Origin of the sequence: Streptomyces sp. NPDC058279, from assembly GCF_042881255.1 — a bacterium.
Taxonomy (GTDB): Bacteria; Actinomycetota; Actinomycetes; order Streptomycetales; family Streptomycetaceae; genus Streptomyces.
This window is the reverse complement of sequence record NZ_JBHVYA010000028.1, coordinates 1-17,545: the sequence shown is the minus strand read 5'-3', so window position 1 is coordinate 17,545 and position 17,545 is coordinate 1. Positions and strand designations below refer to the sequence as shown.

Here is a 17,545-nt window from a genome sequence, read left to right as displayed (position 1 = left end):
TCCCTCCTTCCGATCCACCGGCTCCGCGCGAGCTTTCCGACTCTGACCACGGGGATGGCGTAAATGGTGAACGAGGAGAAGTACCTCGATTACCTCAAGCGGGCGACGACCGATCTCCGCGAGGCACGACGACGGCTGCGCGAGGTGGAGGAGCGGGAGCAGGAGCCGATCGCGGTCGTGGCGATGAGCTGCCGCTACCCCGGCGGCATCGACACCCCCGAACGGCTGTGGGACCTCGTCGCCCGCGGCGGCGACGCCGTCTCCGCCTACCCCACGGACCGGGGGTGGGACGACGACGTCCTCTTCGACCCCGACCCCGAGTCGGGCATCGGGGCGTACGAACGGGTCGGCGGCTTCCTGCACGACGCCGCCGAGTTCGACGCCGCCTTCTTCGGCATCTCGCCCCGCGAGGCCCTCGCCATGGACCCGCAGCAGCGGCTGCTGCTGGAAACCTCCTGGGAGGCGTTCGAGCGGGCCGGCATCGACCCGGCCACCCTGCGCGGCAGCCGTACCGGCGTCTTCGCCGGCCTGATGTACCACGACTACGCCGCACGGCTGTTCAGCGTGCCCGAGGAGGTCGAGGGCTTCCTCGGCAACGGCAGCTCCGGCAGCATCGCCTCCGGCCGCATCGCCTACACCCTCGGCCTCGAAGGCCCCGCCGTCACCGTCGACACCGCCTGCTCCTCGTCGTTGGTCGCCGTCCACCTGGCCGTCCAGGCCCTGCGCAACGGCGAGTGCACGCTCGCCCTGGCCGGCGGTGTCACCGTCATGTCCACCCCCGGCACGTTCACCGAGTTCAGCCGCCAGCGCGGCCTGGCCGGTGACGGCCGCTGCAAGTCCTTCGCCGCCGCCGCCGACGGTACGGGCTGGGGCGAGGGCGCCGGCATGCTCGTCCTCGAACGGCTCTCCGAAGCCCGCAAGAACGGCCACCCCGTCCTCGCGCTGGTCCGGGGCTCCGCCGTCAACCAGGACGGCGCCAGCAGCGGTCTCACCGCGCCCAACGGCCCCTCCCAGCAGCGCGTCATCCGCCAGGCCCTCGCCGGGGCGCGCCTGTCGGCCACCCAGATCGACGCGGTCGAGGCCCACGGCACGGGTACCACCCTCGGTGACCCCATCGAGGCCCAGGCCCTCCTCGCCACCTACGGCCAGGACCGCCCCGACGGCCGCCCACTGTGGCTCGGCTCCATCAAGTCGAACCTGGGCCACACCCAGGCCGCCGCCGGTGTCGCCGGCATCATCAAAATGGTCATGGCGATGCGCCACGGGGTGCTCCCGCAGACCCTGCACGTCGACGAACCGACTCCCGACGTCGACTGGAGCGAGGGCGCCGTCTCCCTGCTCACCGAGCCGACGCCCTGGCCCGAGACCGGCGCCCCCCGCAGAGCCGGCGTGTCGTCGTTCGGCATCAGCGGCACCAACGCCCACACCATCCTGGAACAGGCCCCCGACGCCGACGAGTCCGCGGAAGCCACCCCCGCCGCCGTCGCGCCCCCCGTACCGCCGCTGTGGGTCCTCTCCGCCAAGTCCCCGGCCGCCCTCCGCGACCAGGCACGGCGGCTCCACGCCCACCTGACCGCCCACCCCGGCCTTCGCGCCGGGGACACGGCCCGGTCCCTCGCCACCGGACGCACCACCTTCGACCACCGCGCGGTCCTCACGGCCCCCGACGAGCCGGGCCTCACCGCCGCACTGGAAACCCTCGCCGCGCTCGCCCCCGAAGCCACGGCCCCGGGCCCGACCGGCGTCACCCTCGGCCGCCCGGTCGCCGGGAAGACGGCGTTCCTGTTCACCGGGCAGGGCAGCCAGCGCCCGGGCATGGGGCGGGAACTGTACGCGGCGTACCCGGCGTTCGCGACCGCGCTCGACGCGGTCTGCGCCCACCTGGACCGCCACCTCCAACGGCCCCTGAAGGACGTCCTGTTCGGCGACGACGAAGTCGTGCTCGACCGGACGGAGTACACCCAGCCCGCGCTGTTCGCCCTCGAAGTGGCGCTGTTCCGGCTGGTGGAGAGCTGGGGTCTGAAGCCCGACTTCCTGGCCGGTCACTCGATCGGTGAGATCGCCGCCGCGCACGTGGCGGGGGTGTTCTCGCTGGAGGACGCCTGCACGCTGGTCGCGGCACGCGGCCGGTTGATGCAGGCGCTGCCTGCCGGCGGCGTGATGATCGCTGTCCAGGCCGCGGAGGACGAAGTCCTGCCGCTGCTCACCGAGCGGGTCAGCATCGCCGCGATCAACGGGCCGCAGTCGGTCGTGATCGCGGGCGACGAGGCGGACGCGGTGACCATCGCCGGGTCCTTCGAGGCGCAGGGTCGCAAGACCAAGCGCCTGACCGTCAGTCACGCGTTCCACTCGCCCCACATGGACGGGATGCTCGACGCGTTCCGCCAGGTCGCCGAGGGCATCACGTTCGCGACACCCCGCATCCCGCTGGTATCCGGCCTCACCGGCACCCGCGTCACCGACGAGACGGCCTCGGCCGACTTCTGGGTACGCCACGTCCGTGAGGCGGTCCGCTTCCTCGACGGTGTGCGCACCCTCGCCGACCGCAACGTCACGCACTACGTCGAACTCGGCCCCGACGGGACGCTGTCCGCCCTCGCCCAGGAGTGCCCGACCGGCGACACCGCCGCCTTCGTACCCCTCCTGCGCAAGGGCCGTCCCGAAACCGAGAGCCTGACCGGCGCGCTGGCACGGCTCCACGTCCGAGGGGTGACCCCCGACTGGGACGCCTACTACGCGGGCACCGAGGTCCGGCGCGTCGACCTGCCCACGTACGCCTTCCAGCGCGACACCTACTGGCTCGACGCCGGCCGGCCGGCCGGCGACATGTCGGCGGCCGGACTCGGCACCGCCGACCACCCGCTGCTCGGCGCCGCCGTGGCGCTCGCCGACACGGACGGCTTCCTCTACACCGGCCGGCTCTCGCTCGACACCCACCCCTGGCTCGCCGACCACGCCGTCATGGGCGCCACGGTCCTGCCCGGCGCCGCCTTCGTCGAGCTGGCCATCCGCGCCGGCGACCAGGTCGGCTGCGACCTCCTCGACGAACTGACCCTCCACGCCCCGCTCGTACTGCCCGGGCACGGCGGCGTACAGGTCCAACTGTGGGTCGGCGCCCCGGACGCCACCGGACGCCGCTCCCTCGCCGTGTACTCCCGCCCCGAACCCGCGACGGACACGGCCGGCCCCGACGCCGACACCACGGAACCCTGGACGCGGCACGCCGAAGGCGTCCTCGCCCAGGGCACCCCGCGGCCGTCCTTCGCCCCCGACGTCTGGCCCCCGGCCGGCGCCACCCCGCTGCCCGTCGAGGACCTGTACACCGGCCTCGCCGGGGCGGGCCTCGACTACGGCCCCGCCTTCCAGGGCGTACGCGCGGCCTGGCGGAGCGAGGACGCCGCCTACGTCGAGATCGAACCGCTCGCCGGACAGAGCACCGACGCCTCCCTGTTCGCCCTGCACCCGGCGCTGCTCGACGCGGCACTGCACACCATCGGCCTGGCCGGACTGGTGGAGGACACCGGCCGGGGACGGCTGCCGTTCTCCTGGACGGGGGTCGCCCTGCACGCCGTGGGTGCCACGGTGCTGCGCGTACGGCTGACGAAGGCCGGCCCCGACGCCGTGTCCGTCGCCCTGGCCGACGGCACCGGACAACCCGTCGCCGACATCGCGTCGCTCACCCTCCGCACGGCCTCACCGGCCGAGACTGCCCCGGTGAGGACCGGCCACCACGACTCCCTGTTCCGCGTGGACTGGACCCCGCTGACGCTCCCCGACGCGGCCGGACAGCGCTGGGCGGTCCTCGGCGGACCTCCGCCCACCGGCGCGGCCCCCGAACCGGGCCGGCACGTCCACCACCACACCGACCTCGCCCACCTGGCCGCGGCCCTCGACGCGGGAGCCCACGCACCGGACGTCGTCCTCGTCCCGCACTCCCGGCCGTCGGCGCTCACCCCCGAGGCGGTCCACCACGCCGCCCACCGGACGCTCGACCTGCTGCGGCACTGGACGGCCGACGACCGGCTCGCCGACACCCGCCTCGTCCTGCTGACGCACGGCGCCGTCGCCGCGACGCCCGCCGACCGGGTCCCCGACCCGGTGCACGCGGCGCTGTGGGGTCTGGTGCGCTCCGCGCAGGCCGAACACCCGGGCCGCTTCACCCTCGTGGACACGGACACGGACACGGACACCGGCACCGACGCCACCGAGACCTGGTTGCGCACGCTGGACTCCCTGCTCGCCACAGGCGAGCCGCAACTCGCCCTGCGCGACGGCACCGCGCACGCGCCCCGGCTCGCCAAGGTCCCCGCCGCGGGGACGGCCCCGGTAGCGGTCCCGTCGTACGACGTGGAGGGTACGGTCCTGGTCACCGGCGCGACCGGTACGTTGGGCCGGCTGGTGGCTCGTCATCTGGTCGTCGAGCACGGCGTGCGGCGTCTGCTGTTGTTGAGCCGTCGGGGCGGGCTGGCGCCCGGTGCGGCCGAACTGGCCCGTGAGTTGGGCGCGTCGGGTGCGGAGGTGACGTGGGCGGCGTGTGACGCGGCGGACCGCGACGCGTTGGCGGCGGTGCTCGCCGCCGTGCCGTCGGAGCGTCCGCTGACGGCCGTCGTGCACACCGCCGGTGTCCTCGACGACGGCATCATCGACTCGCTCACCCCCGAACGCCTGGACACCGTCCTGCGTCCCAAGGTCGACGCGGCCCTGCACCTGCACGAACTGACCCGCGACCTCGACCTGTCGGCCTTCGTCCTCTTCTCCTCCGCCGCCGGAGTCTTCGGCGCACCCGGTCAGGGCAACTACGCCGCCGCCAACTCCTTCCTCGACGCCCTCGCCCAGCACCGGCGCGCCCACGGGCTCGCCGGCCAGTCACTGGCCTGGGGCCTGTGGCAGGACACCGAGGGCATGGCGGGCGCACTCGACCGGGCCGACCTCGACCGGATGGAGCGCGCCGGCGTCCACGGCCTCACCGCCGACGAGGGCCTCGCGCTCCTCGACCTCGCCCGCACCCTGGACACGGCCGGAGACCGGCCCGGCACCGCCGGACACGGCCTCCTCGTACCCATGCGGCTGGCCCTCCCCGTCGCCACCCCCGGGATCGACGTACCCCCACTGCTGCGCGGGCTGGTCCGCCCGCCCGCCCGGCGCGCCGCCTCGGCCTCCGCCGTACGGGGCACGACGGAGGCTTCCGCCCTGGAACAGCGGCTCGGCGGCCTCGACGCACCCGAGCGGGAGCGGCTGCTCCTCGACCTGGTCCGCACCCACGTCGCCGACGTACTGGGCCACGGTTCCCCCGACGCCATCGACCCCGAGCACGCCTTCAGCGACCTCGGCTTCGACTCCCTCACCGCGGTCGAGCTGCGCAACCGCTTGGGCGCGGCCGCCGGCCGTCGCCTGCCCGCCACCCTGATCTTCGACCACCCGACCGCGCTCGCCCTCGCCCGCCACCTGTCCGTCGAACTCGCCGGCACCCACCGCACCCCCGCTCCCGCCGGGCCCGCACCCACCCCCGCGGACGACGACCCGATCGCGATCGTGGCGATGAGCTGCCGCTTCCCCGGCGGCGTGACCAGCCCAGAGGAGCTGTGGCGGCTCCTGGAGCGCGGCGGCGACGCCATCTCCGGCTTCCCGGACGACCGCGGCTGGGACGTCGAGTCGCTGTACGACCCCGACCCGGACCACCCGGGCACCTCGTACACCCGCCACGGCGGCTTCCTGCACGACGCCGCCGCCTTCGACCCGACGTTCTTCGGGATCTCGCCCCGCGAGGCCGTCGGGACCGACCCGCAGCAGCGGCTCCTCCTGGAGACCACCTGGGAGGCGTTCGAGCGGGCCGGCATCGACCCCGCCACCGTGCGGGGCAGCCGAACGGGCGTCTTCGCCGGTGTGATGTACCACGACTACGCCGCCCTGTTGGAGAGCTCGGCCGGCGGAGCGGAAGGCTCCCTCGGCTCGGGCAGCACCGGCAGCATCGCCTCCGGCCGGGTCTCGTACACCTTCGGCCTCGAAGGCCCCGCCGTCACCATCGACACGGCCTGCTCGTCGTCACTGGTCGCCCTGCACATGGCGATCCAGGCGCTGCGCACCGGCGAATGCGACATGGCCCTGGCCGGCGGCGTCACCGTCATGGCCACCCCCGGCACGTTCGTCGGTTTCAGCCGCCAGCGCGGCCTGTCCACCGACGGCCGCTGCCGCGCCTTCTCCGCCGACGCGGACGGTACGGGCTGGGGCGAGGGCGTCGGCATGCTGCTCGTCGAGCGGCTGTCGGACGCCCGCCGCAACGGTCACCCGGTCCTGGCGGTCGTGCGTGGGTCCGCCGTCAACCAGGACGGCGCGAGCAACGGCCTCACCGCCCCCAACGGCCCCTCCCAGCAGCGCGTGATCCGTGCCGCGCTGGCGAGCGCCGGGCTGTCGGCCGGTGACGTCGACGCGGTGGAGGCACACGGTACGGGCACGACGCTCGGCGACCCGATCGAGGCGCAGGCACTGCTGGCCACCTACGGTCAGGACCGGCCCGAGGGACAGCCGCTGCTGCTCGGCTCCATCAAGTCCAACATGGGGCACACCCAGGCCGCCGCCGGTGTCGCCGGCGTCATCAAGATGGTGCTCGCCATGCGGCACGGCGTGCTGCCCAGGACCCTCCACGCCGAGCAGCCGACCCGGCACGTCGACTGGTCGGAAGGCGCGGTCACGCTGCTCACCGAATCGGTGCCGTGGCCCGAGACCGGCCGGCCGCGCCGGGCCGGCGTCTCCTCGTTCGGCATCAGCGGCACCAACGCCCACACCATCATCGAACAGGCCCCGGACGACGCTCCTTCGGGCGCCCCCGACGCCGACACCGACGCCGGTACCGGCGGACGGACCGCCCCACGCCCGCTGCCCCTGCTGCCCCTGCGCGTCTCGGGCCGCGGCGCCGACGCCCTCGCCGCCCAGGCCCGCGCACTCCGCGACCACCTGGCGGCCCACTCCGACACCCCCCTCACGGACCTGGCCTACTCGCTCGCCACGGGCCGGGCGCCCTTCGACCACCGCGCCGTCGTCCTCGCGACGGACGGCGCCACGGCCGCCGCCGCCCTGGACGCCCTCGCCGCCGACCGGCCGACAGCCCCCGGGCTGGTCCGGGGTACGGCTCGCAAGGGCACCCGTACGGCGTTCCTGTTCACGGGGCAGGGGAGCCAGCGGCTGGGCATGGGCAGGGAGTTGTACGACGCGTATCCGGTGTTCGCCGACGCGCTGGACGCGGTCTGTGCGCGGCTCGACCTTGAGCTGCCGGTGAAGGATGTGCTGTTCGGCGACGACGCGAGCGCCCTGGACCGTACGGAGTACACGCAGCCGGCGTTGTTCGCGGTCGAGGTGGCGCTGTTCCGACTGGTGGAGTCATGGGGTCTGAAGCCCGACTTCCTGGCGGGGCATTCGATCGGTGAGATCGCCGCCGCGCATGTGGCGGGGGTGTTCTCGCTGGAGGACGCGTGCACGCTGGTTTCGGCGCGCGGCCGGTTGATGCAGGCGTTGCCGTCCGGTGGCGTGATGATCGCGGTGCAGGCGTCGGAGGACGAGGTCCTGCCGCTGCTGACCGAGCGGGTGAGCATTGCCGCGCTCAACGGGCCGCAGTCGGTCGTGATCGCGGGCGACGAGGCGGTCGCGGTGGCGCTCGCGGACGGGTTCCGTGCGCAGGGTCGGAAGACCAAGCGCCTGACCGTCAGCCATGCGTTCCACTCGCCGCACATGGACGGGATGCTGGACGCGTTCCGCCAGGTCGCCGAGGGCATCACGTACGAGTCCCCCCGTATCCCGCTGGTGTCGAACCTGACCGGCGCGCTGGTCACGGACGAGATGGCGTCCGCCGACTTCTGGGTACGGCACGTCCGCGACACCGTCCGCTTCCTGGACGGAATCCGGTTCCTGGAAGCCGAGGGCGTCACCACGTACCTGGAACTCGGCCCCGACGGGGTCCTGTCCGCGCCGGCGCAGGACTGCCTCGTCGAGGAGGCAGCCGCCGTCTTCGTGCCCGTCCTCCGGGCCGGCCGGCCCGAGGTCGAGACCCTGAACACCGCCCTCGCCCAGGCGCACACCCACGGCACGCCCGTCGACTGGGAGGCGTACTTCGCCGGTACCGGCGCCCGGCGCGTCGATCTGCCCACGTACGCGTTCCAGCGGGAGCGCTACTGGCCGGAGACGGGCACGGCCCTGCCCGGCGACGCCCACGGGCTCGGCCTGGCCGCGGCGGGGCACCCGCTGCTGGGCGCGGCCGTCGCGCTCGCGGGCTCCGACGAGCACGTGTTCACCGGCCGGCTCTCGCTGCGGACGCACCCGTGGCTGGCGGATCACGCCGTCATGGGTTCCGTCCTGCTTCCCGGCACGGCTCTCGTGGAGCTGGCCCTGTACGCGGGCGAACGCGTCGGCACCCGCGCCCTGGACGAGCTGACGCTCCAGGCGCCGCTGGTCCTGCCGGAATCGGGCACCGTCCAGGTGCAGGTCGCGGTCGGTCCGCCTGACGGCGCCGGCCGCCGCACCGTGTCCGTCCACTCGCGTCCCGACGCAGAGGACGAGGACGGGCCGTGGGTGCGGCACGCCGACGGCCTGCTGGCGGACGACGTTCGGGACGCGGGCGCCGACCTCGCCGTATGGCCGCCGGTCGAGGCGGTTCCCGTACCGGTGGACGCCGCGTACGACGTGCTCGACGCGTCCGGACTGGCCTACGGGCCCCTGTTCCGGGGGCTGCGGGCGGCCTGGCGACGGGACGGCGAACTGTTCGCCGAACTCGCCCTGCCCGTCGACGCGCAGTCCGACGCCGGTTCCTTCGGGCTGCACCCCGCCCTGCTCGACTCGGCGCTGCACACCCTGGCCCTGGGCGGCCTGTTGACCGGATCCGAGGGCGAAGGGGCGTCCGGTGGAGCTCGGTTGCCGTTCGCCTGGAGCGGTGTCCGGCTGCACGCGACCGGCGCTTCGGCGGTACGGGTCCGCCTGGCCGCCGCCGGCCCGGACACGGTGTCGTTGGACCTTGCCGACGCGGCGGGTGGCCCCGTCGCCTCGGTGGACGCGCTGACCCTGCGGGAGGTGTCGGCCGAGCAGATCGGCGCCGCGAGCGGCGGTCGGCACGAGTCCCTGTACGGCATCGACTGGACCGCCCTCCCGGCCGACCGGACGGCCGCGCCGACGGCAATTCCGCGGGCCGTGGTCGGCGCGGAGATCCCGGGACTGGACTCCGCACCGTACTCCGACCTGACGGCCCTCACCGAGTCGGTCGTCGACGTGCCGAGGCTGGTCTTCGTCAGCACCGGCACGGACGTGGACGCGGACGAGGGCGTGTTGCCGGGCGCGGTGCACGTGCGGACCTCCGACGCGCTCGCCCTCGTACAGGCATGGCTCGCGGACGAGCGGTTCGCGGACGCGCGCCTGGTGTTCGTCACGCACGGAGCGGTCGCGACCGGTCCCTCCGAGCCCGTCCGCGACCTTGCGGGCGCGGCGGTACGGGGTCTGGTCCGGTCTGCCGGCACCGAGCACCCCGGCCGGTTCGGTCTGGTCGACATCGACGACCACGGCCTGCCCGAGCGGGCGGTCGCGTCAGCCCTGGAGGCAGGGGAGCCGGAGGTTGCGGTTCGTGGCGGTGCGCTGTTGGTGCCGAGGTTGGCCCGGGCTGTTGCCGATGGTTCCGTGGGGTCCGAGTGGGATCCTGCCGGCACGGTGTTGGTGACGGGTGCGGGTGGCACGTTGGGTGGGTTGTTCGCTCGGCATTTGGTGGCTGAGCGTGGTGTGCGGCATCTGTTGTTGGTGAGTCGGCGTGGTGGTGAGGCTGCTGGTGCTGTCGCGTTGACGCGTGAGTTGGTCGGTTTGGGTGCGGAGGTGTCGTGGGCGGCGTGTGATGTCGCCGATCGGGATGGTTTGGCGTCGGTGTTGTCGGGGGTGTCTGTCGCGCATCCGTTGACGGCTGTGGTGCATACGGCGGGTGTGTTGGACGACGGTGTCGTCGGCTCGCTGAGCGGGGAGCGTTTGTCGGGTGTGTTGCGTCCGAAGGTGGACGGGGCGTGGAACCTGCATGTGTTGACGCGTGATCTGGGTCTGTCGGCGTTCGTGTCGTTCTCGTCGGCTGCCGGTGTGTTCGGTGGTGCGGGGCAGGCGAATTATGCGGCTGCGAACGTGTTCCTGGACGGGTTGGCGCAGCATCGTCGGGCTGCGGGTCTGCCCGCGACCTCCCTGGCCTGGGGCCTGTGGGCCGAGGAAGGCGGCATGGCGGGCGAACTCGATCGGACCGACCGGGAGCGCCTGAACCGTGGTGGTGTGGCCGCCTTGTCCGCCGAGGAGGGTGTGGCACTGTTCGACGCCGTGTCGGTGTCCGGGCAGGCGTTGTTCGTGCCGGTCAAGTTGGACCTTGCGGCCCTGCGGGCGCAGGCGGCCGGTGGTGGGATGCTCCCGCCGCTACTGAGCGGACTCGTCCGTACCCCCACCCGCCGCACCGCGAGCAGCACCGGGACCGGCGCCGACGGCGGCGCGGGCGCGATGTCGGAACACCTCGCCCGGCTGACCGTCTCCGAACAGACCGCGTACCTCCTCGAGACCGTTCGTGCCCAGGTGGCCGGCGTCCTCGGGTACGCCGGACCGGAGGCCGTCGGGACCGACCGCTCCTTCCGCGAGCTGGGCTTCGACTCGCTGACCGCCGTGGAGCTGCGCAACCTGATCGCCGCGGCGACGGGGCTGCGGCTCCCCGCCACGCTCGTCTTCGACTACCCGACCCCGGCCGTGCTGGCGGACCACCTGCGCGCCCAGCTCGTCGGAGCCGCGCCCGCCGCGGCCGGTCCCGGCACCGTGGCGGTTCGGGACGACGAGCCCATCGCGATCGTGGGCCTCGGCTGCCGCTATCCCGGCGGCGTGGACACCCCCGAGGACCTGTGGCGGCTCGTCCTGGAGGGCCGGGACGCCATCTCCGGCTTCCCGGAGGACCGTGGCTGGGACGTGGACGCGCTGTTCGACGCCGACCCGGACCAGCAGGGCACCAGCTACGCCCGTGAGGGCGGCTTCGTCCGGGACGCGGGCCACTTCGACCCGTCGTTCTTCGGCATCTCGCCGCGCGAGGCCGTGGCGATGGACCCGCAGCAGCGACTGCTGCTGGAAACCTCGTGGGAGGCGTTCGAGCGGGCGGGCATCGACCCGGCCACCCTGCGCGGCAGCCGGACCGGGGTGTTCGCGGGCGTCATGTACCACGACTACGCGTCCAGGCTCACCGCACTCCCCGAGGGCGTCGAGGGCTTCCTCGGCACCGGCAACGCCGCCAGCGTCATCTCCGGCCGGCTGTCGTACGCCTTCGGGCTCGAAGGCCCGGCGGTCACCGTCGACACGGCCTGCTCGTCGTCGTTGGTCGCCCTGCACCTGGCCGTCCAGGCACTCCGCAACGGCGAGTGCACGCTGGCTCTCGCGGGCGGGGTGACGGTCATGGCGACCCCCGCGCCGTTCATCGAGTTCAGCCGTCAGCGCGGGCTCGCGGCCGACGGCCGCTGCAAGGCATTCTCGGCCGACGCCGACGGCACGGGGTGGTCCGAGGGCGCCGGCGTCCTGCTGGTGGAGCGGTTGTCGGACGCCCGGGCCAAGGGCCATCCGGTGCTCGCGGTGGTGCGTGGCTCGGCGGTCAACCAGGACGGTGCGAGCAACGGTCTGACCGCGCCGAACGGCCCTTCCCAGCAGCGGGTGATCCGTGCCGCGCTGGCGAGTGCGGGTTTGGCGGCCACGGATGTGGACGTGGTGGAGGCGCACGGTACGGGGACGACGCTGGGTGATCCGATCGAGGCGCAGGCGCTGTTGGCGACGTACGGGCAGGACCGGCCCGGGGACCGGCCGTTGCTGTTGGGTTCGATCAAGTCGAACATGGGTCACACGCAGGCGGCGGCGGGTGTCGCGGGCGTCATCAAGATGGTGCAGGCGATGCGGCACGGGGTGGTGCCCAAGACGCTGCACGTGGACGAGCCGTCCCCGCACGTGGACTGGTCGGCCGGTGACATCGATCTGCTGACGGAACAGCGCGCGTGGCCCGAGACGGGCCGCCCGCGCCGGGCGGCCGTATCGTCCTTCGGCTTCAGCGGCACGAACGCCCACACCATCATCGAGCAGGCCCCCGACGCGGAGGTCCCCGAGGCCACCGCGCTCCCGGAGCGTGCGCCCGGCAGCCTCCCGTGGCTCCTCTCGGCGAAGAACCAGGACGCCCTGCGCGAACAGGCCGCCCGGCTGCGGACGTACGCCGTCGAGCATCCCGAACTGTCCCTCGCCGACATCGGGTACGCCCTGGCGACGAGCCGGACGGCACTCGACCGCAGGGCGGCCGTGGTGGCCGAGGAGCGCGAGGACTTCCTGACGGGCCTCGCCGCGCTGGCCGAGGGCGGCACCGCCGCCCACCTGGTCGAGGGCTCTCCGGCCGGCGGCAAGCTCGCGTTCCTGTTCACGGGGCAGGGCAGTCAGCGGCCGGGCATGGGCCGGGAGCTGTACGACACCTATCCGGTGTTCGCGGAGGCGCTGGACGCCGTCTGCGCACACCTCGAACTGCCCCTGAAGGAGGCGTTGTTCGGGTCGGACGGCGACCTACTGGATCGGACGGAGTACACCCAGCCCGCGCTGTTCGCGGTCGAGGTGGCGTTGTTCCGGCTGGTGGAGTCCTGGGGTGTGAAGCCCGACTTCCTGGCCGGTCACTCGATCGGCGAGATCACGGCCGCGCATGTGGCCGGAGTGCTGTCCCTGGAGGACGCGTGCACCCTGGTCGCCGCTCGCGGCCGGCTGATGCAGGCGCTGCCGTCCGGTGGCGTGATGATCGCGGTGCAGGCGTCCGAGGACGAGGTCCTGCCGCTCCTGACGGATCGGGTCAGCGTTGCTGCGATCAACGGGCCGCAATCGGTCGTGATCGCCGGCGACGAGGACGCGGCGCTTGTGATTGCCGGGTCGTTCGAGGCGCAGGGTCGTAAGACCAAGCGTCTGACGGTCAGTCACGCGTTCCATTCGCCGCACATGGACGACATGCTCGCCGACTTCCGCAAGGTCGCCGAGAGCCTGTCCTACGCCTCCCCGCGGATCCCGGTCGTCTCCAACCTCACCGGCGCGCTGGTGACCGACGAGATGGGTTCGGCCGACTTCTGGGTCCGGCACGTCCGCGAGGCGGTCCGCTTCCTGGACGGCGTACGCACCCTCGAAGCCGCCGGGGTCACCACGTACCTCGAACTCGGCCCCGACGGCATCCTCTCCGCCCTCGCCCAGGAGTGCCTGACCGACGACGGGAACGTCGCCTTCTTGGCCGCCCTGCGCAAGGGCCGGCCCGAGGGGGAGACGATCACCTCGGCCCTGGCACGCGCCCAGGTGCGGGGGACCGGCATCGACTGGGAGGCGTACTTCTCCGGCACCGGCGCCCGCCGCGTCGACCTGCCGACGTACCCCTTCCAGCGGCAGCGGTACTGGCTGGAGGCCCCCGCGCACGTGCTGGGCGGGGACGTCACCTCGGCGGGGCTCGGCCCGGTCGCGCACCCGCTGCTGGGTGCGGCGGTCGAGCTGCCGGACTCGGACGGGTTCCTGTTCACCGGGCGGCTCTCGCTCCGTACGCACCCCTGGCTGGCCGATCACAGAGTGGGCGCCGCGGTGCTGCTGCCGGGCGCGGCCCTGGTGGAGCTGGCCGTGCGGGCCGGGGACCACGCGGGCTGTGACCTGCTGGAGGACCTCACCCTGGAGGCCCCGCTGACGCTGCCCGAGGCGGGCGCGATCCAATTGCGGCTCACCGTGGCGGAACCCGACGCGTCGGGACGGCGGGCGTTCCACGTCTACTCCCGCGCCGAGGAGTCCGCGGCCGAAGAGCCCTGGACCCGGCACGCGAGCGGTGTCCTGTCCGCCGCGGGCGAGGCCGGCGAGGCGGCCGGGACGGTCGCGGACGACGGCGCGGAGCCGTCCGCATGGCCCCCCGCCGGGGCGGTCGCCTGCGCGGTGGAGGACCTGTATCCGTCGTTCGACGCCATCGGGCTCGGGTACGGTCCGGCGTTCCGCAACCTGCGGCTCGCCTGGCGGCGCGGTGACGAGGTGTTCGCCGAGGTGGCCCTCGACGCGGAACGGGAGTCCGAGGGAGCCCTGTTCGGCATCCACCCGGCGCTGCTCGACGCCGCCCTGCACGCGGTCGGCCTGGGGGACTTCTTCCCCGGCGGGCCCGGCGGAGCGCGGCTTCCGTTCTCGTGGGACACCGTACGGCTGCACGCCTCGGGAGCGACGGCGCTGCGGGTGCGGATGGCACCGGCCGCCGGCCAGGACGCGGTGGCGCTGACCCTCGCGGACGAGGCGGGGCGGCCCGTGCTGACGGCCGACTCGCTGGTGCTGCGCCCGGTGTCCGTCGACGCCTTCGACGACGCCGGGACGGGTCCGGTGCGCGACGCGCTGTTCCGGGTCGACTGGCCCGTCCTGTCCCTGCCCGAGGTGCAGCCGCCCGTCGGTGGGCGCTGGGCCCTGGCGGGCGCCGACCCGCTGGGGCTGGGCGCGGCGCTGGAGCGGGCCGGGGTGCTGGAGCGGGCCGCCCCGTTCGGCGCGGACGCCCCCGGTACTGACGATGCCGCCGGAGAAGCCACCGGAACGTACCCGGACCTGACGGCCCTCGCGGACGCGATCGAACTCGCCGCGGCGCTCGGGGAACCGACCCCCGACACGGTGCTCGTCTCCCTGGCACCCGGCCCCGAAGCGGCGGAGGGCCTGGTACCGGCCGCGCACCACGCGGCCGGGCACGCGCTGCGACTGGTCCGGTCCTGGCTGGCCGAGGAGCGGTTCGCCGCCTCGCGACTGGCGCTCGTCACCCGGGGCGCCGTCGCGACGGACGCCGAGGAGGACGTGCGGGACCTGGCGCACGCCGCAGTGTGGGGCCTGGTGCGCTCCGCGCAGGCCGAGCACCCGGACCGGTTCGTGCTGGTCGACCTGGACGGGGCGGACGCCTCCTACCGGGCACTGCCCGCCGCCCTGGACGCCGCCGAGACGCAGCTGGCCCTACGGGACGGGGCCGTCCTGGCCCCCCGGCTCACCCGGGCGGTCATCGCGCCCGCCACGGACGGCGCGGCCCCCGGCCACGGTCTGGACCCGGAAGGCACCGTCCTCGTCACCGGGGCCACCGGAACCCTCGGCGGCCTGCTCGCCGGGCATCTGGTCGCCGAGCACGGTGTACGGCACCTGCTGCTCGTCGGCCGTCGGGGTGGGGAGGCCGAGGGTGCGGCGGAGTTGACCGCCACGCTGGCCGGGTTGGGTGCGCACGTGACGTGGGCGGCGTGTGACGTGGCCGACCGGGCGGCGCTGGCCGCGCTGCTCGGCTCCGTACCCGCCGAGCACCCGCTGACGGCCGTCGTGCACACGGCGGGCGTCCTGGACGACGCCACCGTCGAGACGCTGACGGCCGAGCGGATGGAGCGCGTCCTGCGGCCCAAGGTGGACGCGGCGTGGAACCTGCACGAACTCACGCGCGGGCTGGACCTGGACGCGTTCGTCCTGTTCTCGTCGGCCGCCGGTGTGTTCGGCAACGCGGGCCAGGCCAACTACGCGGCGGGCAACACCTTCCTGGACGCCCTCGCCCAGCATCGCCGGGCGCAGGGTCGCACCGCCGTCTCGCTGGCCTGGGGCCTGTGGGACGACGAGGCGGGCATGGCCGCCACGCTCGACGAGCGGGACCGGCGACGGCTGGGCGGCCGGGGCGGGATGATCCCCCTGTCGGTGGCCGAGGGCCTCGCACTCTTCGACACGGGCCTGTCCGGCGGGGCACCGTCCGGCGCCGTGCCCGAGGACGCCCGGACCGCGCCCGTGCTCGTACCCGCCCGGCTCGACCTGCCGGCGCTCCAGGCCCAGGTCGGCGACACCGTGCCGCCGTTGCTGCGCGGACTGCTCCGTACCCCGGTGCGGCGCAGGGCGAGCGGAACGGCGGCCGACGGTCCGGACTCGCTCGCGCAGCGGCTCGCCCAACTGCCGCCCGCCGAACGGGACCGGGTGCTGCTGGACCTGGTCTGCACCCAGGTCGCCCAGGTGCTGGGACACAGCGGCGCGGCCGCCATCGAACCGGGCACCGCGTTCAAGGAGCTCGGCTTCGACTCCCTCACCGCGGTCGAGCTGCGCAACCGGCTGGGCGCGGCCGCCGGGCTGCGACTGCCGGCCACGCTCATCTTCGACTACCCGACCCCCGAAGCGCTGAGCGGGCACCTCCGCTCGGCACTGCCCCTCGACGACGACGGTCCGTCCGTCTTCGGAGAACTCGACCGGCTGGAGGCCGCCCTGAGCGCGGCCGACACGGACGGCGTCACGCGCTCGCGGATCACGATGCGCCTCCAGGCACTCATGACCAAGTGGACCGACGCACAGGACGCGAGCGGCGCCGACGACCAGGACGTCGCCGACGACCTTGAAACGGCGACCGACGACGAGCTGTTCGACCTGCTCGACGACGAGCTCGGCGCCTCCTGACAACCGGACGGACACGGGCGCCCCGCCCCCGCTCCCCGAGCGGCCGGCGGCGCCCGGCCGGCCCCCCGCAGAACCCCCGCCCCGTCCGGGGTCCCGCACGCCGGGACCCCGGGCCCCCGGACGACCTACCCGTACAACCGCCTCTCTGGCATGGAGCCCACGCAATGGTGAACGAGGACAAGCTTCGCGACTACCTGAAGCGGGCGACCGCCGATCTGCGCCAGGCCCGCAGGCGGCTCCGCGAGGTCGAGGAGAAGAACCAGGAGCCCATCGCCATCGTCGCGATGAGCTGCCGCTACCCCGGGGGCGTCCGCACCCCCGAGGACCTGTGGCGTCTCGTCGAGAACGGCGACGACGCGATCTCCGGCTTCCCGGTCGACCGCGGCTGGGACGTGGAGTCGCTGTACGACGCCGACCCCGACAGCGCCGGATCCAGCTACGTCGGCGAGGGCGGCTTCCTCTACGACGCCGCCCGCTTCGACCCCGCCCCCTTCGGGATCTCGCCGCGCGAGGCACTGGCGATGGACCCGCAGCAGCGGCTGCTGCTCGAAGCCTCGTGGGAGGCGTTCGAGCGGGCGGGCATCGACCCGTCGTCCGTACGCGGCAGCAGGACCGCCGTCTTCGCCGGTGTGATGTACCACGACTACACCGCCCGCCTCGACTCCGTGCCCGAAGGCGTCGAGGGCTTCCTCGGCACCGGTAGCTCCGGCAGCATCGCCTCCGGCCGCGTCGCCTACACCTTCGGCCTCGAAGGCCCCGCGGTCACCATCGACACGGCCTGCTCGTCGTCGTTGGTCGCCCTGCACCTGGCCGTGCAGGCGCTGCGCGCCGGAGAGTGCTCGCTGGCCCTGGCCGGTGGTGTCACCGTAATGGCGACCCCGGCCACCTTCACCGAGTTCAGCCGTCAGCGCGGGCTCGCCCCGGACGGCCGCTGCAAGCCCTTCGCCGCCGCCGCCGACGGCACGGGCTGGGGCGAGGGCGTCGGCATGCTGCTCGTCGAGCGGCTGTCGGACGCGCAGCGCAACGGGCACCCGGTGTTGGCGGTGGTGCGCGGTTCGGCGGTCAACCAGGACGGCGCGAGCAACGGTCTGACCGCCCCCAACGGCCCCTC

The 17,545-nt window shown here is 74.1% G+C and carries 2 protein-coding genes; both read left to right on the top strand.

Translation table 11 applies throughout. From position 1 onward, the window contains the following. The first annotated feature begins 66 nt into the window (after positions 1 to 66). Positions 67 to 16,434 (top strand): type I polyketide synthase, encoded by a 16,368-nt coding sequence (locus ACFVXJ_RS30215; RefSeq protein ID WP_389666539.1) that lies wholly within the window; start codon positions 67 to 69, stop codon positions 16,432 to 16,434. A gap of 167 nt (positions 16,435 to 16,601) precedes the next feature. Then, positions 16,602 to 17,545, top strand: a 944-nt coding sequence (locus ACFVXJ_RS30210) for a beta-ketoacyl synthase N-terminal-like domain-containing protein (RefSeq protein WP_389666534.1), incomplete at its 3' end; no start/stop codon positions are given.